The organism is Paenibacillus pinisoli (assembly GCF_003605435.1).
Lineage (GTDB): Bacteria > Bacillota > Bacilli > Paenibacillales > Paenibacillaceae > Pristimantibacillus > Pristimantibacillus pinisoli.
This window is the reverse complement of sequence record NZ_QXQB01000002.1, coordinates 102444-120253: the sequence shown is the minus strand read 5'-3', so window position 1 is coordinate 120253 and position 17810 is coordinate 102444. Positions and strand designations below refer to the sequence as shown.

20 protein-coding genes are annotated in these 17810 nt (G+C 53.5%); 14 read left to right on the top strand and 6 right to left on the bottom strand.

Annotation, left to right across the window (positions count from 1 at the left end):
• Positions 1 to 24 precede the first annotated feature (24 nt).
• A complete protein-coding gene (locus tag D3P09_RS08030; RefSeq protein WP_120108805.1) occupies positions 25 to 738 on the top strand; it encodes a Cthe_2314 family HEPN domain-containing protein in 714 nt (237 codons plus the stop codon).
• Positions 739 to 765: 27 nt separating this feature from the next.
• On the top strand, positions 766 to 1542 hold the full coding sequence (locus D3P09_RS08025; protein ID WP_120110605.1) for an SDR family oxidoreductase: 777 nt from the start codon (positions 766 to 768) through the stop codon (positions 1540 to 1542).
• Positions 1543 to 1597: 55 nt separating this feature from the next.
• Here the strand turns inward: D3P09_RS08025 and D3P09_RS08020 are convergent, their stop codons facing one another.
• Positions 1598 to 1843: a NifU family protein gene (locus D3P09_RS08020; RefSeq protein ID WP_068685047.1), complete on the bottom strand. Its 246-nt coding sequence runs from the start codon at positions 1841 to 1843 to the stop codon at positions 1598 to 1600.
• 93 nt (positions 1844 to 1936) lie between these two features.
• Here D3P09_RS08020 and D3P09_RS08015 point away from each other — a divergent pair, with 93 nt between their 5' ends.
• Positions 1937 to 2209 (top strand): YuzB family protein, encoded by a 273-nt coding sequence (locus D3P09_RS08015; RefSeq protein WP_120108803.1) that lies wholly within the window; start codon positions 1937 to 1939, stop codon positions 2207 to 2209.
• A 9-nt stretch (positions 2210 to 2218) separates the two neighbouring features.
• Here D3P09_RS08015 and D3P09_RS08010 read toward each other — a convergent pair whose 3' ends face one another.
• Both D3P09_RS08010 and mqnE read right to left on the bottom strand, forming a co-directional pair.
• On the bottom strand, positions 2219 to 3286 hold the full coding sequence (locus tag D3P09_RS08010) for an NAD(P)/FAD-dependent oxidoreductase (protein WP_120108801.1): 1068 nt from the start codon (positions 3284 to 3286) through the stop codon (positions 2219 to 2221).
• A gap of 60 nt (positions 3287 to 3346) precedes the next feature.
• The gene (gene mqnE, locus D3P09_RS08005; RefSeq protein WP_120108799.1) at positions 3347 to 4450 is read right to left on the bottom strand and encodes an aminofutalosine synthase MqnE; all 1104 of its coding nucleotides are present in this window, start codon (positions 4448 to 4450) and stop codon (positions 3347 to 3349) included.
• Positions 4451 to 4727: 277 nt separating this feature from the next.
• Between mqnE and erpA the strand changes: the two genes are divergently transcribed.
• The 11 genes from erpA to D3P09_RS07950 all read left to right on the top strand — a co-directional run bounded on the left by erpA (position 4728) and on the right by D3P09_RS07950 (position 14168).
• On the top strand, positions 4728 to 5090 hold the full coding sequence (erpA, locus tag D3P09_RS08000; RefSeq protein WP_120108797.1) for an iron-sulfur cluster insertion protein ErpA: 363 nt from the start codon (positions 4728 to 4730) through the stop codon (positions 5088 to 5090).
• A gap of 220 nt (positions 5091 to 5310) precedes the next feature.
• Positions 5311 to 5760: a GAF domain-containing protein gene (locus D3P09_RS07995; RefSeq protein ID WP_120108795.1), complete on the top strand. Its 450-nt coding sequence runs from the start codon at positions 5311 to 5313 to the stop codon at positions 5758 to 5760.
• 68 nt (positions 5761 to 5828) lie between these two features.
• On the top strand, positions 5829 to 6485 hold the full coding sequence (locus D3P09_RS07990) for a response regulator transcription factor (protein WP_120108793.1): 657 nt from the start codon (positions 5829 to 5831) through the stop codon (positions 6483 to 6485).
• Positions 6478 to 7587 (top strand): PAS domain-containing sensor histidine kinase, encoded by a 1110-nt coding sequence (locus tag D3P09_RS07985; RefSeq protein ID WP_424452159.1) that lies wholly within the window; start codon positions 6478 to 6480, stop codon positions 7585 to 7587. The genes D3P09_RS07990 and D3P09_RS07985 overlap by 8 nt, the downstream gene beginning before the upstream one ends.
• Before the next feature lie 92 nt (positions 7588 to 7679).
• Entirely contained in the window at positions 7680 to 8231 is a 552-nt protein-coding gene (locus tag D3P09_RS07980; RefSeq protein WP_424452157.1) for a DoxX family protein, read from the top strand.
• A 14-nt stretch (positions 8232 to 8245) separates the two neighbouring features.
• Entirely contained in the window at positions 8246 to 8548 is a 303-nt protein-coding gene (locus D3P09_RS07975) for a hypothetical protein (RefSeq protein WP_120108791.1), read from the top strand.
• A gap of 321 nt (positions 8549 to 8869) precedes the next feature.
• Complete coding sequence (locus D3P09_RS07970) at positions 8870 to 9400, top strand: DoxX family protein (protein WP_120108789.1); 531 nt, start codon at positions 8870 to 8872, stop codon at positions 9398 to 9400.
• A gap of 88 nt (positions 9401 to 9488) precedes the next feature.
• On the top strand, positions 9489 to 10226 hold the full coding sequence (locus D3P09_RS07965) for a response regulator transcription factor (RefSeq protein WP_120108787.1): 738 nt from the start codon (positions 9489 to 9491) through the stop codon (positions 10224 to 10226).
• Positions 10223 to 11356: a sensor histidine kinase gene (locus D3P09_RS07960; RefSeq protein ID WP_120108785.1), complete on the top strand. Its 1134-nt coding sequence runs from the start codon at positions 10223 to 10225 to the stop codon at positions 11354 to 11356. Before D3P09_RS07965 ends, D3P09_RS07960 begins: the two co-directional genes overlap by 4 nt.
• An 84-nt stretch (positions 11357 to 11440) precedes the next feature.
• Positions 11441 to 12217 (top strand): ABC transporter ATP-binding protein, encoded by a 777-nt coding sequence (locus tag D3P09_RS07955; protein WP_120108783.1) that lies wholly within the window; start codon positions 11441 to 11443, stop codon positions 12215 to 12217.
• The gene (locus D3P09_RS07950) at positions 12192 to 14168 is read left to right on the top strand and encodes an ABC transporter permease (protein WP_120108782.1); all 1977 of its coding nucleotides are present in this window, start codon (positions 12192 to 12194) and stop codon (positions 14166 to 14168) included. Before D3P09_RS07955 ends, D3P09_RS07950 begins: the two co-directional genes overlap by 26 nt.
• Before the next feature lie 57 nt (positions 14169 to 14225).
• Here D3P09_RS07950 and D3P09_RS07945 read toward each other — a convergent pair whose 3' ends face one another.
• From D3P09_RS07945 to D3P09_RS07935, 3 genes are read right to left on the bottom strand one after another with little or no spacing between them, the layout of a single operon-like run.
• Complete coding sequence (locus D3P09_RS07945) at positions 14226 to 14987, bottom strand: metallophosphoesterase (protein ID WP_120108780.1); 762 nt, start codon at positions 14985 to 14987, stop codon at positions 14226 to 14228.
• A gap of 9 nt (positions 14988 to 14996) precedes the next feature.
• On the bottom strand, positions 14997 to 16130 hold the full coding sequence (locus D3P09_RS07940) for an ABC transporter ATP-binding protein (protein WP_120108778.1): 1134 nt from the start codon (positions 16128 to 16130) through the stop codon (positions 14997 to 14999).
• Positions 16127 to 17809 carry an ABC transporter permease gene (locus D3P09_RS07935; RefSeq protein ID WP_120108776.1) on the bottom strand — a complete coding sequence of 561 codons (1683 nt, stop codon included), beginning with the start codon at positions 17807 to 17809 and terminating at the stop codon, positions 16127 to 16129. The genes D3P09_RS07940 and D3P09_RS07935 overlap by 4 nt, the downstream gene beginning before the upstream one ends.
• Between the last annotated feature and the right edge of the window lies 1 nt (position 17810).

Below are 17810 nucleotides of genomic sequence, written 5' to 3'. Positions count from 1 at the left end.
GCTTGCGGCAGGAGGCGTTAGTCTATGCTACATTTCATGTTCGAGGAACCGGAGAGAATAGCGGACGGCGCATTGGCCGAGACATTCGGCCTGATGGATCAATTCACGGATATGGTCGCAGGCCGTATCCGAAGCGGGCAGGATTCCGACCAGAGGCTGCGCAAATTCGAAATATGGACCAAAGGGCTGCGCTCCTCGCTGATCGAGCTGGAGCAAAGCCATTATGCGGCTAGCCGTTTCAAGGACAAAGTCACTTCCAAATCGGTGGACGATATGACGCCGAGCGAGAAGCTGGATTACGACCGCTATGTTTATTTTGACAAAAACAGCTTTATCCGTGTCTTTTCCTTGCTGGATAAAATGGGCACTCTCCTTAATGAATTGCTGGAGATGCGGACGGAGAAGATCAAGCCTCATTTTTCCTATTTTACAGTATTGCGGAATATGCGGGAGCGAAAGGCGCATCCCGGCCTGACCTGGAAGCTGAACGATGTGAAAGAGAAGTATAAGGAATCGATGAACCGGCTGCGCAAGCGCAGAAATACGGAAATCCATTATATGAACTCCGAGATGCATGACGATCTGATCCAGAGCCAGCGTATGTACGGCGAGGAAGCGCGGCTGGAAAATATTGCGCAGCAGTCGGAAGATTTGACGAAGTGCCTGCATATGTCTATAGAATCATTAAGGCTTACGTTCCAATATGCTTGCGCGCTTCTGCGCAGCAAGTCCGTATAATCCCGGGAGAGGGTGATATAGGTGGAGCTGAGGGGAAGAACTGCGCTTGTGACAGGCAGCGCCAAAGGTCTTGGCAAGCGAACGGCGCTGCAGCTGGCCGAGCAGGGCTGCAATCTGATTATTAACTACATGGAGAGCGAGCAGGAAGCGCATGAGGTGAAGCGCAGCATTGAACAGCTCGGCGTAAAGGCCATTACGGTACAGGCGGATATCGCCACGACAGACGGGGCGCACAAGCTGGCTGATGAGGCGGAGCGCTGGGCTGGCGGCGTCGATATACTCGTGAACAATGCGGGGCCGTTCGTGCGCAAGAGAAAGCTGTACAGCGAGTATGACGAGGAGACGATCATCAGGCTCATGAACGGCAATCTGCTTAGCGTCATGCTGCTTGACCATCGGCTGCTGCCGCGCATGCGCGAGAATAAGTGGGGTCGTATCATTCACTTCGGATTCGGGCATGCCAATGAAGCCCGCGCATGGCCTCATCGCGCAGTGTATGCCGCTGCGAAGACAGGGCTGGTGTCCTTCACCAAGTCGCTGGCTGTTGAAGAAGCGCCTTTCGGCATTACGGTCAATCTGATCGGACCGGGAGATATACGGGGGGCGAACAAGGAGAGATCGATCGAGGAAGTGGAGAATGAGCTTGATCCGGAATCTCCTCTTGGACGTCCGGGTGTAGGCGAAGATGTCGCCCGCGTCATTCTGTTCCTATGCCAGAACAAATCGAGCTTCTTGACCGGCAATGTCATTGATGTCACCGGCGGCTTCGATCCCATTAGAGCGAATATTAAAGGCATGTTTTGACACAAAAAAAGAGTCTTATCCTGCAGGCGATGCCTCAGCGATAAGACTCTTTGCATTAGAATACCTGTACGACTTCCACGACACCGTCAACCTCTTCAAGCAGTGCGCGCTCGATACCGGCTTTCAGTGTAATCGTGGAGCTTGGGCAGCTGCCGCAAGCACCCATCAAGCGGAGCTTGACAATGCCGTCTTCCACATCGACCAATTCCACGTCGCCGCCATCGCGTTGAAGGAATGGACGAAGCTTATCAAGCACGTCCAGCACTTCGTCATACATTGTGTCTTGTACTTGTTCACTCATTGCAATCAACTCCTTTCTCCCCTATTATAGTACAAAGCGAAGCAATTGAAAATGGTTCGCAAACCGCAATCATGAAAAGTCAGGTGATTAACGATGATAAAACCAATGATAGAATTTTGCGCCAGCAATATGCACCATGGTACGGATGAAATCATGAACCGGCTGGAGCAGGATGATTCATATGAAGTCATTGAGTATGGCTGCCTCGGCAATTGTGGCGAATGCTACTTAAAGCCCTACGCGCTTGTTGACGGATCGATCGTAGCCGTCGACGAAGTCGAAGAGCTGTACGAAGCCATTATGAAAGCGATCGATCAGCAGCAAGCCGACCGCGATGCGCTGGACAAGCTGCTTGATGATCTATAAGGGCTGTAATTAGCCTAGATGACGCTTGGACTTCCATAATACGCCGCTCTTGACCAGACGCGGCACGCGGCCGAGGATCGGGGTTCCGCCCATGATTCCGAAGCCGCTTTTTTTGCCTAGAGAGCCAAGAACGCCTTTCAGTTTGATTTTGCCTAGTCTTGGTGTCTTGTCATGCCAGATTGCGTACAGCACTTCCGCAATTTGCTTGCCCTGGCCGCCCGCAGCTTGAGCGCTTGGCGAATAAGGCAAGGAAGCGCAGTCGCCTACTACAAATATATTGTGATAATCCGGCAGCTGATGGTATTCATTAATGATCAGCCGGCCCTGCGAATCCTTCGGCAGCGCCATGCGCTGAACAAGCTCGACAGGCTGAATGCCGGCCGTCCATACAGTCACATCCGTGCGAATCTCTTCTCCGCTGTTGGAATCATAGAGCACGCCTTGCTCCAGGCGCGTCAGGGAGACATGTCCTCTCATCTCGACATTGTGCTCCATGAACCAGTCCGCGACGAAATCCTGCAGCTTGCCTGGGAATGCCGACAATACCTTTGGCCCGCGGTCCAGAAGGCGGATATTCAGATCCGGTCTGCTCTCGCGCAGCTCGGAAGCGACCTCGACGCCGCTCAAGCCGCCGCCTACGATCGATACTTGGCCATATGGCCGAATGTCATTCAGCAAAGCATAGGTTTGCCGCGTCGCAGAGAAGGATTGAATGCTGGTCGAATACTGCTCCGCGCCTTCAATCCCGTGATATTTGTCCGTACAGCCAAGCCCAATGACCAGCCAATCGTAAGCGATCGGTTCGTGGCCCTCCACCATGACGAGCTGCTGCTCCATGTCAATGTCCGTAATGTCGCCGAAGGCCAGCTGCAGTCTCGGATCGGACGGGAATTTCACCCGAATCTCCAAATCCGACGCCGTACCGGCGGCAAGCGCGTAATATTCCGTCTTCAGCCCTTGGAAGGGCTGGCGGTCAACCAGCACAATGGATACATCATACGGCAGTTGCTTCTCAAGCAGATCGTTCGCAATGGCAAGGCCGCCGTAACCCCCGCCTAATATGACCAATTTTCTCATGAGTTCCCCAGCTCCACGATTCGTGATGATTGTAGGTTATGCCTACGACCTCTTGTTTAATCATTCATAAATTTTGATTTCGTTATAGAACGTATCCCGCTCGACAGGTATTCTTCCAGCGCCTTTAATCAGCCAGATCAGATCCTCGCGCGTAATGCCTTCCGGTGTCAGCGCGCCGGCCGCGTGGCTGATTTTCTCTTTCACGATTGTGCCATGCGCATCCGATGCGCCCATCGTCAGAGCCACTTGCGTCAATTGAACGCCGATATTGATGAAGTACGCCTTGATATGCTGGAAGTTGTCCAGCATCAGACGGCTGATCGCAATCGTCTTGAGATCTTCGAACGCAGAGTTCCGTCTGCGGATGCCCGCCTTCGGATTAATCGGCTGCATCGACAGCGGAATAAATACGAGGAAGCCGTTCGTCTCGTCCTGAAGCTCGCGGATTTGCATAAGATGCTTGATCCGGTCTTCCTTCGTCTCAATCGAGCCGTACAGCATCGTCGTGTGCGTGCGCAGGCCAAGCTGATGCGCTGTGCGGTGCACGTCAAGGTATTGCGACACGTCCGCTTTGTCTACGCGCATTTTTTTGCGGTAGTGATCGGACAGGATCTCAGCGCCGCCGCCAGTCAGCGATTGAAGGCCGGCTTTCATCAGCTCTTCCAGCACCTCTCTATAGCTGAGTCCGCTTATGCGCGAGAAGAAGTCAATCTCGGCTGCTGTATAAGCCTTCAGCGTGACATCGGGATACTTCGCTTTTAATGCTTTAAGCGAATCTACATAATATTGAAACGGCACATGCGGATTATGTCCGCCAACAATATGGAATTCGCGCACGCCAGGATGGATGTGCTGCTCGACGTATTCGATCATTTGGTCGCCGGAGAGCGTATAAGCGCCAGGCGCGCCTTCGTCTCTGCGGAAGTTGCAGAATGCGCAGTGCGCCTCGCAGACATTCGTGAAGTACAGGCTCATGTTTTCGATAAAATAGACTTTTTTCCCGTTTTTGCGCAGCGCCACTTCATTAGCGAGCTGGCCAATCGTCAGCAAATCCTCGGACTGGTATAGGAACACGCCGTCTTCAAGCGTTAGACGCTGTCCGTGACGCACTTTTTCAATAATTTGGCCCATTTGGCTTTCTTGTGTGGGTATGATGACGTTCATGGAAGGCCCTCCTTTTATAGATAGTAAGCAGCTAAGTTTGTGAAAAAAATAACTTGAAAAAACGTTTAATAAGCTGTAACCATTATAAACCTCACACGTAGTAGGGGCAATAGAAAGTCTTGTCTTGTTACCCAGATACGGCGGTGACGCGGCAAAGCGGACGAGCAGCGGCTCCAGGGCCGACACCCTTGAGGAATGGCGCCATGTGGAGTATACTATGGATAAGTAAGTGATACTTTAAAGAATGTTGTTGTTAGATGAATTGGAGGGATGTAGGATGATCACAATCAGTGAGCTGGCATCTGAAAAAATAAAAGAAATGCTGGAGCAGGAAGCTTCTCCAGATTTGTTCCTGCGCGTGGGCGTGAAGGAAGGCGGCTGCAGCGGCTTCTCCTACGGCATGGGCTTTGACGATGAAATGAATGAAGGCGACCAGGAGCTGGAGGCGCAAGGCCTTAAGGTTGTTGTCGACAATGACAGCGTCAAGTATCTGCGCGGCTTGGTTATCGATTTCAAGGAATCGGCTATGGGCGGCGGGTTCACGATCGAGAATCCGAACGCAAGCGCGACTTGCGGCTGCGGCTCGTCGTTCCGCACAGCGTCTGACGCTGGCAAGCCTGCTGCTGCGGGTGAGTGCTAATCGGCACAAACCGCTGATAGCGGCGGGTAAAGGCTCTCTGCACAATAGGTGCAGGGAGCTTTTTTAATGCTTTCTGATAGAACTGCGCAGGGTTCTCCATAGGGGGATACCCTGAGAGAAATATGCGGATATCCCCGACTTACAGCGAGCCCTCTTCCTTCTATAATAAAGTAAGGAAAGAATGGACTGATGCTGGCCCGCATGGAAGGGGAGAAGGAAGATGACAAAAGAAGAAAGGGATGTAGCCGCTGTCGAGCTGCTGAAGCTGCTGCTGACCAGCACGGACAGCGACGTAGCCGCGCTGGGTGAAGCGGAAGCGGAGACCCGCAAGCTGAAGTGGCTGCTCGTGGAGGGCGGCGCAAGCCCCCGGACGGAGCGCATCAGGCAGAAGATGTCCGACGGACTGACCGGTTCGGCTCTTCGCTCCGGCAGAGTGATCAAGCTTGACAGCGGACTCGCCGACAAGGATTTCTTCAAGCTGGGTGAAGCGATCGTGCTTACGGAAAGGCTGCGAGCCGCAGCCGCATTGCCGCTCTATCCCTCCAAGCATCATGCGCTTGTAGCTATTATTGGGCGCAGAAGGGACGAAAGCTATTCCGCAGCCGCCATGTCGCGTGCAGACGAGGTTGGACGGCTATTATCGGCTTGCTGGCGTTCCGATGCGCAATAATTGGTGCTGCCTAAGCGGGCGGCAGGAGCTATAATAGAAGGAAATGAAACGTACACTGGAGGGATTTCATGATTAAGCTGTTGATCGTGGACGATCATGCGATGGTCCGGTCCGGCTTGTCTATGCTGCTGCACGGCAATCATGGCATTGAAGTGGTAGGAGAAGCGTCGGAGGGAGACGAGGCGATCGTGAAGGCTGGGGAGCTGAAGCCCGATGTGGTGCTGATGGATCTCAGCATGCCGCATGGCAAAGACGGGATGACGGCGACAACGGAGCTAAAGCAGAAGCAGCCGGAGACGGCGATCCTTATTCTGACGATGCATGATGACGATGAATATTTGTTCCGGGCGATCAGCATCGGGGCTTCAGGCTATATATTGAAAAATGCGCCGCACCATGAATTGGTGTCGGCTATTCAGTGCGTGGCGGCAGGCGACGCTTACCTGTTCCCGACAGCAACGAAGAGGCTGATGGGCGAATATATGAACCGGGTAAAGGACGGTACGGATTCCGGGGAGCCCTACGGCTCGCTATCGGAGCGGGAGAAGGAGATATTGGGCTGGCTTGCCAAAGGATATACGAATAAGGAAATCGGAGAGAGTCTCTTTATCAGCGTGAAGACCGTAGAGACGCACCGCAGCCATCTGATGGAGAAGCTGGGGCTGAAAACAAGGCCGGAACTGATCAAGTTCGCAGCCAAGAAAGGATTGTTGAACTTTGAATAATGATCCTAAAGCAACAAGCCAGCCGCCAATCGGCTCGGATGTGAATGGACTTCTGGCCGCCCTCTCGGAGCAGCTGGGCAGCGAAGAGCTGATGGCTAGAGCGAGGCAGTCGCTCACGCAGCTGGCTGATATCCGGTTCGCGCTGGATGAATCGTCGATAGTGGCTATTACGGACGCAAAGGGCGTTATCCGCTACGTCAATGACAAGTTTTGCGAGATATCCAAGTATGAGCGGGAAGAGCTGATCGGCCAGGACCACCGTATTATTAATTCAGGCTACCATGAGAAGGACTACTTCCGTGATCTATGGCGCACGATCTCATCGGGGCGCGTCTGGCGCGGAGAAATTAAGAACAAAGCGAAGGACGGCAGCTATTATTGGGTGAATACGACGATCGTGCCGTTTCTCGGCGATGAAGGCAAGCCGTATCAATTCCTGGCGATCCGCTCGGAGGTTACGGCGCTTAAGGAAGCGCAGCGAGAGTTGAAGCATCTTATGGAGAAGCTATTGCTGATCCAGGAGGAAGAGCGCAAGCGGATATCGAGAGAGCTTCATGACGGCGTAGGCCAAAGCCTGTTCTCTCTATTGATCTCGCTCGACCGGATCATTGGCGGGCAAGGAGGCCAGGCTGATCTGGAGAAGCTGCGCGGCGATGTGTCGGCATTAATGGCAGACGTTCGCGGGCTGGCATGGGAGCTGCGGCCTTCGGTGCTGGACGATCTGGGCGTGAAGCCGGCGATTCGCACCTTCACTGAGAACTATACGCAGCACTTCGGCATTAAGGTGGAGCTGGACATCCGTCTGGCAAGCAGGCTTGGGACGCTCAAGGAGACGGTGATCTACCGCGTCATTCAGGAAGCGCTGACGAACGTGGCCAAGTACGCAGACGTAGAGAGCGCGGAGGTGCGGGTAGAAGAGCGCGAGGACGATGTCGAGGTTGTCATCCGGGATGAAGGGGCAGGCTTCGTCAGAAGCGCCAGCGAGAGCGGCGTCGGATTGTTCGGCATGGAGGAGCGGGCCGGCAGCGTGAACGGCCGTCTGTCTATCCAGTCGGAGCCAGGCATGGGTACAACGGTGCGTCTAATCATTCCAAAACCATAATTCGACAAATATTTCGCAGTTGTGATAAAAATCACATACTTCTTCTGATAGTCCTATTATACTAAAGACATCAAGAGAAGGAGTGATCAGAGATGATGATGGAACTATGGAGAAAGAATCGCTGGGCAGCAGGATTGGTAACCGTTATTCGAATCATATTGGGGTATCAATGGCTGACGTCGGGCTGGCATAAAATAACCGGGGAGGTTGCATTTAATGCCAGCGGTTATCTAGGCAATGCCGTTAACAATCCGGTGATGGACAAAGCGACCGGAGAAGCGCTCTATCCTACTTACAACGCCTTTATTGAGCACTTTGCACTACCGAACGTCAAGCTGATTAACCTCATTATCCCGTGGGGAGAGTTCCTCGTAGGCCTTGGACTTATTCTAGGTACATTGACCGTAACAGCCGCATTCTTCGGCTTGCTGATGAACTTCATGTTCATGTTCGCCGGAACGATCAGCACCAATCCATATCTGGCTCTTCTGGGTATAATCGTACTCGTAGCAGGGGCTAACGCGGGACGCTTCGGCGGAGACCGCTGGGTGCTTCCTTGGCTAAGAGCGAATGTTGGAAAAAAAATATTCGGAAAATTCGGCAAGCCGGATCGCGGATATAACGGCAAGACGCCGAACGCGTAAAGGAGAAGTTAGCGATGAGAGAATGTATCTTCCACTTTAAAGTCATACGGGGAGGCAGCACCAAGCTTCTCCGGGCGCTGATCATGCTGGATGGGGAGCGCCAGCCGACGATAGCAGACTTCACGAACGCTTTCCAGCAGTTAGGCTACCGCGTTAAGCTAGAGAACGAGCGCGAGCTGATCTTCGCCCCGACGAACGGGGAAGATTACAAGCTTGACGTGACCCGCATCGAGATTAAAGGCGAGGATAACGAGCAAATGCAGCATGACGGGGAGCTGAAAGCGATCGTCGAGCACTTGGTTCGCACTACATGGTAACGGAGTTTATAAGCAAATGAGAAACAGCCGGAAGGGTTCGCCGGCTGTTTTTTTATGTATATATGTCGATTAGGAAGTCATTTATAAGAATTTTATCAACTTTATATACAAATATGAAAATTTTGTCTATTCTATAGTCGTATTCAACTTTTGCAGCCGAATAGGGGGTGTTTGATAGGATGCAAGCTATCAAGGATGGCGGGAGAGGAGGATGTGTGACAATCAGCATGTCATTCGTTTTTTGAAAGCGTTTCATTAACCGACAAATAAGTTTCATTATTAGGATTCATATTAGGTTTTATACGGAAAGGGAGATGGCGAATGAAGTTTTGGAGCGAAAAAATGTGGTCGGCTTTTCTTGTCACTTTTATCCGAATATTTCTTGGCTATAACTGGCTTATGTCTGGCTGGGGCAAGCTGTCGGGTGACCAACCGTTCGATGCTTCCGGATTTCTGAGCAATGCGCTTGCCAATCCCGTTATCGACAGAGCTACCGGCGAACCGCTTTATCCGACCTACCTGTCGTTCCTTGAGCACGTGGCTTTGCCCAATGTCAAAGTGATCAATATTATGGTGCCTTGGGGCGAATTTTTGGTGGGACTCGGCCTTGTTGTAGGAGCGTTATCGCTTACGGCCGCTTTTTTTGGTTTGCTGCTTAATTTCATGTTCATATTCTCAGGTTCGGTCAGCAACAATCCATGGTTTCTTCTGCTCGGCATTCTCATTGTGCTTGCGGGAAGGAATACGGGACGCTTCGGCGTCGACCGTTATTTGCTGCCGTGGCTGAGGGATGCTGCGGGCAAGCTGGCAAGGAGCCAGCGAAGGACAGAAGGAGCGGGCACGGGAGTGTGACCGGTTATTAGACTATGTTAGATAAGGAAGATTATAATATGTGGAAAGGAAGTGCAGCAAATGAGAGGCCAATAGGGGGAACGATGGGATGTACCGCGTTTTTATTGTCGAAGATGACGGCAAAATCGCCGCTATTCTAAAAAATAAGATGGAGCAATACGGGTATGCCGCAGGTACGGCTTCCGACTTCCGCGATCTGCTGACGGAGCTTGAGTCCTTCGGACCGCAGCTCGTATTGCTGGATATTAACCTGCCGTATTTCGACGGGTATTACTGGTGCAGGCAAATCCGCTCTCGCTCGAACGTGCCGATTATATTCATCTCGGCCCGGGCGGGCGAGATGGACCAGGTTATGGCGATCGAGAATGGCGGGGATGATTATATTACGAAACCGATTCAGCTTGAGCTGCTGATGGCGAAAGTCCGCAGCGTCTTGCGAAGAACCTACGGGGAATATGCCATTACGGAGGGCCGGGATATCGGGGAGTCGCCGGAAGGCTCCATGGAGCTCAGTACCGGGGGCCTTCGCTTGCTCATGAGCCGCAACGAACTGGAATGGGAGGGCAAGCGGGTCGAATTGACGAAGAACGAGGGGCTGCTGGCGGAATGCCTGATGCGCAGGCCCGGACATATCGTGGCCAGAGAGACGCTGCTTGAGGCGCTTTGGGACGATGTTCAATTTGTCGATGACAATACGCTGACTGTCAATGTGACGAGGCTGCGCAAGAAGCTGGAGGAGCTTGGTCTCACGAAGGCGGTCGAGACGATAAGAGGCCAAGGCTACAAGCTGTCGCTAGAGGGGCCGAAATCAGGTGGCGCCCAATGAATGAGGATTTCGGACGCTGGTCTTCTGTCTTAATGTTTTTGAAGGACCGCCTGCTTAATATGCTGTGCGTACTGACGATTATCGGTCTGGCTTGTTGTCTGTATTTGCTGGAGCAATACCGGTATCCCGGCCTTATCGAGCCGGAGACGATCTATTATTTTATCTTGCTGGCCATCTTCGTATACGGGGTGTGGCTTGCTCTCGATTATATGCGCATGCGTTATTATTACAAGCAATTGCGGGAGGCTATCGAACGTTCGGATGAGCTGGGCGCGGCGACGCTGATCCAATCCGCAGCCACCGGCGAGCAGCGGCTCGCGGCACGGTTGCTGCAGGATCAGCACCGCGCTTATTTGAATGAGCTTAATCAGCATAAGCGGCAGCAGGAGATTCATAATCATTTTGTCATGCAATGGGTCCATCATATGAAAACGCCGGTATCGGTCGTTGATCTGCAGGTGCAGGAAGCGCTGAGGCAGCCGCCTGACTCTGAGCGGGAATGGATGGAGCTGATCGGCAGCGTCCGGGAGGAGACGGAGCGGCTAACGCGGGGCCTGGAGATGATGCTGTATACCGCAAGGCTAGACAAGTTTGAGCTGGATGTGCATATCCGGAAGACTTCGCTGCAGGATTTAATTCGAAGCGCGATCAATGCGCATAAGCGTCTATGCATTCAACATTCCATTTTCCCGAGAGTGGAAGGCGAGGCATGGGTAGAGACAGATGACAAATGGATGACCTTTGTCCTGAATCAGCTGATCAGCAATGCGATCAAATACAGCAAAAACAAATCCGGAGCCAAAACATTGCAATTCCAGCTCCAACAGCATCCGGACGACAGCGTACAGCTGTGTGTGACGGATGCCGGGATCGGCATCGCCGCGCATGACCTTCCCCGCATATTCGATCCTTTCTTCACGGGCGAGAACGGCCGTACGACAGGAGAGTCGACGGGCATGGGATTGTATCTGGCCAAGCAGGTATGCAGCAGGCTTGGACATACGCTGCAAGTGGAATCGGAGCTTGGCGTCGGCACGACCTTCACGATCCTATTCCAGACTCGGGGCATTCATATTATGGGCTCGCGGCAGGACAGTGACAATTTTGTAAGGTTGGAAGGAATGGATTGAAAGGCAAATCGATGGGTAGCCAGGCTCTCCGGAAGTATACTGTACCTATTAGACAATGATGATTCCGGGGAGGAACGATTAGCAATGAGCGTACTAAGAGCGCAAGGGTTAGGCAAAATATATAGCACTAAAGGCAATGTCGTATATAAAGCGCTGGAAAATATCGATCTGGAGGTTGAAGCGGGAGAGTTCGTCGGCGTAATGGGACCATCTGGCAGCGGCAAAACGACGCTGCTTAATTTGCTGGCAACAATCGACAGGCCGACGTCAGGTGCGATCGAGATCAACGGCGTAAATCCGACGAAGCTGAGCGACAACAAGCTGGCATTGTTCCGCAGGCGGGAGCTGGGCTTCGTATTCCAGGATTTCAATCTGCTGGACACGTTATCCATCAAGGAAAACATCATTCTGCCGCTTGTCATGGAAGGCATGGCGCCGAAGCTGATCGAGCAGCGGCTTGGGCCGATTGCAGAGATGCTGCAGATCGCCGCCATTCTGGATAAGCGGACTTATGAAGTGTCGGGCGGACAGAAGCAGCGCGCGGCGATAGCGCGGGCGATTATTCACAAGCCTTCGCTTGTGCTTGCGGACGAGCTGACCGGCAACCTGGACTCCAAGGCTGCCAAGGACGTCATGGACGCGCTGAAGGAAATGAATGAGAAATTCAAGGCAACTGTGCTGATGGTAACGCATGACCCGTTCTCCGCCAGCTATTGTCAGCGCATCGTCTTTATTAAAGACGGCAAGTTTTTCTCGGAGATTCGCAGAGGCTCGAACCGCCAGGCGTTCTTCCAACAAATATTGGACGCGCTGAGCGTGCTGGGAGGGAATTTCGATGACGTTCCGTTCGCTCGCGCTTAGCAATGTACGGGGGAATTGGCGTTCATACAGCGCGTTTTTCCTTAGCAGCGTATTTTCGGTATTGATTTTCTATTTGTATGCGTCCTTCCTGAACCACCCGGATGTGGTGAACGGCCATATTCTGAGCGCGGCGAAGGTGCGCGACGGCATGCAGTTCTGCTTGTATATCATTATGGTATTTTCCTTTCTGTTCATCCTCTATTCCAATTCCGCGTTTCTGAAGACGAGGAAGCAGGAGTTCGGGTTATTCTCCTTATTCGGGATGACCAAATCTCAGCTTCGCAAGCTGGTTATCTATGAGAATATCGTCATTGCCATCATGGCGATCGCCGTAGGCATCGGTCTCGGCATTCTGTTCAGCAAGCTGTTCTTCATGGCGCTGGCCGCTCTGCTTGGCATGAGCGATTCGATTGCATTCGCGGTGCCGCTGAAGGCGGTATGGCTGACGGCAGGTGGATTTTTTGCCCTGTTCCTGCTCATTTCCTTCTGGACTGTGCTTAGAATGGGCCGTACCGAGATTATCGATCTGCTGAAGGCGTCGAGACAGCCGAAGGGCAAGCTGATCTTCTCGCGCTGGCTTGTCATCATCGGGGCGCTAAGCCTTGCAATGGGATATGGCATGGCGCTTATGATGGACAGCTACAACTTTGTTATTCTGGCGCTGCCAATCTTGATCACGGTCGTTGTCGGAACGTATTTCTTATTCACTCAGCTGAGCATCGTCATTCTCAAGTTCATTCAGAAGCGGCACGGCTTGTATTACAAACGAACCAATATGCTGATCTTCGCGCAGCTGGGCTACAAAATTAGAGATAACGCCCGCATTCTGTTCGTCGTATCCATCCTGAGCGCAGTCATTATGACAGCGCTGGGCACGGTCTATATCATGCATGTCCAAGGCAAGCAAGACCTCGTGAAATCCTCTCCCTTCTCGTTTGCTTACGTAGAGAAAGGGCTTTACACGCATAATGTGATCAATCCGGACGATCTGCAGCGAATTGTGAAGGAAGGCGGCTTCTCATACGATTATGAAGCCAAGATCGTCGGTATCGGACTCGAGAAATACTCGATTACCTTTGACGGCGACACGTCAACCCAGCTCGGCAACGGACATGACGAGACGAATGAATACCAGCGCAATGCGATGATTATTTCGGCCTCCGATTACAACAAGCTGGCGAAGGAGCAGGGCAAGCCGCAGCTAGCTGTAGAGAGCGGCAAGCTTACGCTGCTGTACCGCAACTTTGACAAGACGCAATTCGGCAGCGGGAAGGCTGCAGGATACGTGAATGGGGAGAAAATCGAGCTTCCCGTGTCCGGTTCCATAGATACAAGCGTCACGAACAACTGGATTGATGCCAATTCACTGACGCTGGTCATGGATGACTTGACGTATATCAATACACTCTCGGGAATCAGCGAGGACGAGCAACTGGTGTTCTATGGCTACGAGCTGAAAAACTGGGAGAAAGCCGCTCCGATCGTGGAGAAGCTGGTTAAGCTGGTTCCAGACGATATGAAGTACGAAGTCGATTTCACCCGTCCGCAGAGGTATTCGGAGCTTAACGAGACGGTATCCTTGACGCTATTCATCGGCTTGTTCATCAGCTTGCTGTTCTTTATCGCAGCGGGCAGCATGATCTACTTCAAGCTCTTCACAGAAATCCAGGAAGATCAGGCTCAGTTCAAGGGTCTCAGCCGCATCGGCATGACGAAGAAGGAAGTACGCCGTGTTGTCGTCTCACAGATTGCGATTATATTCTTTATTCCATGTATTGTGGGTATAAGCCATGCGCTGTTCGCAATGCGCTCGCTCGACAATATGATGAATACATCCAATTGGATCTACTCATTTGTCGTAATCGGCATTTATGTGGGCATGCAGACTATCTACTTCCTGCTTGCCAGCAACAGCTACATGAAGAGCATGCTTCGCGGCTCGGCAGCATAGGTGGAATGAAAGAAACTCCCGGCTCCACAGAATATGTGGAACGGGAGTTTTTTGTTGTCAGATTGATGGTCCGGCATCATGGTGGAGCTGGATTTTGACGCCTAGGGCAATGCCCTGGGAACACTCGCCGCTGCGGTAGCCCGGCTCCGTGGGGCAGGAATAGGTGATTCCTTCACGAACATCGAGCAGCGTGAGACGCTGTCCGTGCTTCGCGCCAGTATCGATGCCGATTCGGCGGCCGTCTGTCCAGATATCGCCGGGAGCGGCGCCGAGCTTGCTGGTCGGCGTATGGCCGAACATGATCCGACGCCATAGGGGCTTGCTCCGGTTGCTTTCGTCGTTATCGATAAGCGAAGCGAGATGCCGAAGCGGATAAGTAAAGAAGTCTTCGCGGATCTCCGTCATGTCGCGGACAGACTGCTCGCGAAGCGGGATGCCAGGCCGCAGTCCGGCATGCACGAACAATATATCATAATCGATGATGCAGAGGGGAAGCGAATGAATCCATTTCACATACTGGTGCTGCTGTCCGGGAAGCCTTCCGCGATTCCGGTGCCGTTTGGACATTGCGGCGAGCTTCAGCTCCTGATTGCCGGGAATGGCGATGGCCCCTTGCGAGACCAGTTCCCTTACAACTTCCAGCGTCCCCCAGGAGACGGGATTGTCGGCATCGATATAATCGCCAAGCAGCAGCAGTTGGTCCTGCGCGGGATCATAGGCTGCTTGATGCAGCAGGCGCATCAGTCCATCCCGATGCCCGTGTATATCCGATATGGCCAGCAGCCGCTTAGAGCCGGCCATCTTGTTGTCATTATTCACGTCGATCGACTACCTTTCGTCCTCTTCCCAATACATATAAGCCGATTGCAGGGGCAGACGGAGGGTTATCCGCTCGCCTGCGGCCAGAGGGGTCTCATGAACAATATATAGCTTCTGACCGCAATCGGTAGCGGCTACTGCACGCCACTTTGTGCCTTCGAAGGAACAATGGACGATTTGGACGTTCAGTTGATTGTCCGGAGTGTCATCTGAGAGATTCTCTTGCATAGAGATAGGAGTCAATTCTTCCGGCCGGAACATGAGCAGCCCATCCGTTGTGCTTCGGCCGCTGCTAGCGACTGACTGGTCTGCGGGCATGATGCCCCGAATCGTCTGGCTTCCGATTTGAATGGCAGGATGAGCATCCGTATGATCTATGATCTTGCCCTTTAAGGTGTTGAACGCTCCCATTAAGGAAGCGGACCAGCGGCTTGCAGGCTGCTTGAAGCACTGCTCCGGCGTGTCGAGCTGGTCGATTCTCCCCGCACGCATGATAAGCAGCCGGTCCGCCATGGCGAACGCTTCGTCCGGATCATGGGTGACATGGAATACGCTGATGCCCATCTTCCGGAACAAATATGCCATCTCCGTGCGCATCTCTACGCGCAGTCTCATATCCAGATTGGACAGCGGCTCATCGAGCAGCATCAGCTTCGGCCTCGTCGCAAGCGCTCTGGCAATGGCAACGCGCTGCTGCTGTCCTCCTGAGAGTTGGGGCGGAAGCCGCTTCTCCAGACCTTCCAGATGAAGAAGGCTCAGCAGTTCGGTCACTCTGGCCTTTATTTCTTCCTTCCCCAGCTTCATGCGCTTCAGTCCATATTCAATATTGTCCGTCACGGACATATGGGGCCATAGCGCATAGTCCTGGAATACCATATTGACGCCCCGTTTCTCCGGGGGCACCAGCGACTTGGCGGTGGCGACGATGTCGCCGCCGAGCCGGATCGTGCCGCCATCGGGCTGGGACAAGCCGGCGACCAGCTGCAGAAGCGTGGATTTGCCGCAGCCTGACGGCCCGAGCACGCTAATGATTTCGCCTTGCTTCATCTCAAGCGAGATGCCCTTCAAGGCCTGGAAGCTGCCGTAGTTTTTGGTCACGCCGGATATGCCTAGCAGAATATTGTTGCCGGATGCCTGTGTCATGATGATGCCTCCTTGCGGCGAAGCAGCAGCTCTATCGCCAGAATGATAAGAATGACAACGAGGGAGCTTGTGACGGTAGCCGCAGAGGCATAGCCGAAGTTCAAGTCCTCGAACGCCTTGTTAATCGCGACGGGAAGGGTCACGAATTTGGGCGGGAACAGGATGGAGCTGACCGCGAGATCGAATATGCTTGCGCCGAATGCCGCAAGTCCCGCAGACAGCAGCGCTCCGCGAATAAGCGGCAGCAGAATGTAACGCATCCGGTCCAGGAAGCTGTCGCCTTGAAGCTGGGCCGCGGACAGCAGATTGCCGGGCACCTTGGCCATAGCTCCCGTCATCAGCCGGGTAATAACCGGGATTGCTCCTGCGATCGCGGCCAGCACAAGAATCCATGGCGTGCCATAAAGCAGCAGCCCAAGCGGCTCCAGCCACTTCTGATTCCAGACGAAGATATAGCCGATGCCTAGTACGACGCCGGGTACGGCAAGCGTAATGATCGAGAAGACTTCAATCGAGCGCTTGAACCGGAAGCCGGAATAGGTCAGCACATAGGCAACGCCAAGGCCGATGATCAATCCCAGGATGGCGGCGGCTCCGGCAATGGCAAGCGAATGCCGCAGCCCGGTCAGAAGCGTGCTGGACGAGCTGAACAAGCTGCGGTAATGCTCGAAGGTGAGATTGTCTGTCGTCACGCCTCCGCCTTGCGTCTTCAGCAAGGAAATTACGATATTGGAGCCGACAGGCACTCCAATCACGAGCAGCAGAAACAGCAGATTCATCGCCGTGAGCAGAGGCGTGAAACGGCCCGCCGATCTGGGAACCGAACGCGAGGCTCTTGCATTCAGAAAGTCGAAGCGGGAGCGCTTAAGCGCGTAAAATTGCAGCATCATAGCCAGTCCGATCAGCGCGACCAGATAGAACGACAGCACGCCGGCCATATCGAACCGGATCGGCGACGTATAGATTGCCGAATAGATGGAATAAGGCAGCGTCGGGAAGCGGTAGACGGCCGCGATGGACGCCGGCATGCCGAAGTCCCCGATTGTATCCATGAAGACGAGCGCAGCGCCAGCCAGAAGGGCCGGAAGCAGCAGCGGCGCATGAATGGTGCGCCAAGTCGTCCATGCGGATGCTCCGCATAGGCGCGCCGCTTGCGAGAGCTGGTCGACCTTCCACTCCAGAGCGGCGTGTACGCTAAGATAAGCGAATGGGAATTTGCTCAGCGTCATCATAAAGATCAGACCGGCAGGATGGAAGATCGCATCCTTCACCCAATGCCAGCCGAACAGCTGGACAGCGATGCCGCCGCCGGATGCGAAGAGCACCCAGCCTTGCGCCAATATGAAGGACGGGGTAATGAGCAGCAGCCAGACAGAAGCGTCGAGCAGCTTTGCGGTCGGGAAAGACCAGCTGGAGCGGATGGCGGCAAGCGCCGCGCCCAGCATCGTGCCGAATAAAGTTGTGCCAATGCCTAGCAGCAGCGAGTTCTCAAGCGACTTTTGCCATAATGGCCGGTGAAAGATTTGGAGCAGCAGCTTCCAGTCGCCGAGTTGCCAATTGCCGAAGAAAACCCCCGGCAGCAGCACTTGTATCATGACTGCCGCCAGGGGGAGCATGACGAGGACGATCAGGATGGCGCTGACGCTCCATCCCAGCTTGTCCCTGCCTATGGATCGCATC

Bases quoted from the DNA above. Each gene is read 5' to 3' on its own strand.
- D3P09_RS08030 (WP_120108805.1), top strand. From the start codon at position 25: ATGCTACATTTCATGTTCGAGGAACCGGAGAGAATAGCGGACGGCGCA.
- D3P09_RS08020 (WP_068685047.1), bottom strand. From the start codon at position 1,843: ATGAGTGAACAAGTACAAGACACAATGTATGACGAAGTGCTGGACGTG.
- D3P09_RS08015 (WP_120108803.1), top strand. From the start codon at position 1,937: ATGATAAAACCAATGATAGAATTTTGCGCCAGCAATATGCACCATGGT.
- D3P09_RS08010 (WP_120108801.1), bottom strand. From the start codon at position 3,286: ATGAGAAAATTGGTCATATTAGGCGGGGGTTACGGCGGCCTTGCCATT.
- mqnE (WP_120108799.1), bottom strand. From the start codon at position 4,450: ATGAACGTCATCATACCCACACAAGAAAGCCAAATGGGCCAAATTATT.
- erpA (WP_120108797.1), top strand. From the start codon at position 4,728: ATGATCACAATCAGTGAGCTGGCATCTGAAAAAATAAAAGAAATGCTG.
- D3P09_RS07995 (WP_120108795.1), top strand. From the start codon at position 5,311: ATGACAAAAGAAGAAAGGGATGTAGCCGCTGTCGAGCTGCTGAAGCTG.
- D3P09_RS07990 (WP_120108793.1), top strand. From the start codon at position 5,829: ATGATTAAGCTGTTGATCGTGGACGATCATGCGATGGTCCGGTCCGGC.
- D3P09_RS07980 (WP_424452157.1), top strand. From the start codon at position 7,680: ATGATGATGGAACTATGGAGAAAGAATCGCTGGGCAGCAGGATTGGTA.
- D3P09_RS07975 (WP_120108791.1), top strand. From the start codon at position 8,246: ATGAGAGAATGTATCTTCCACTTTAAAGTCATACGGGGAGGCAGCACC.
- D3P09_RS07970 (WP_120108789.1), top strand. From the start codon at position 8,870: ATGAAGTTTTGGAGCGAAAAAATGTGGTCGGCTTTTCTTGTCACTTTT.
- D3P09_RS07965 (WP_120108787.1), top strand. From the start codon at position 9,489: ATGTACCGCGTTTTTATTGTCGAAGATGACGGCAAAATCGCCGCTATT.
- D3P09_RS07960 (WP_120108785.1), top strand. From the start codon at position 10,223: ATGAATGAGGATTTCGGACGCTGGTCTTCTGTCTTAATGTTTTTGAAG.
- D3P09_RS07955 (WP_120108783.1), top strand. From the start codon at position 11,441: ATGAGCGTACTAAGAGCGCAAGGGTTAGGCAAAATATATAGCACTAAA.
- D3P09_RS07950 (WP_120108782.1), top strand. From the start codon at position 12,192: ATGACGTTCCGTTCGCTCGCGCTTAGCAATGTACGGGGGAATTGGCGT.
- D3P09_RS07940 (WP_120108778.1), bottom strand. From the start codon at position 16,130: ATGACACAGGCATCCGGCAACAATATTCTGCTAGGCATATCCGGCGTG.
- D3P09_RS07935 (WP_120108776.1), bottom strand. From the start codon at position 17,809: ATGCGATCCATAGGCAGGGACAAGCTGGGATGGAGCGTCAGCGCCATC.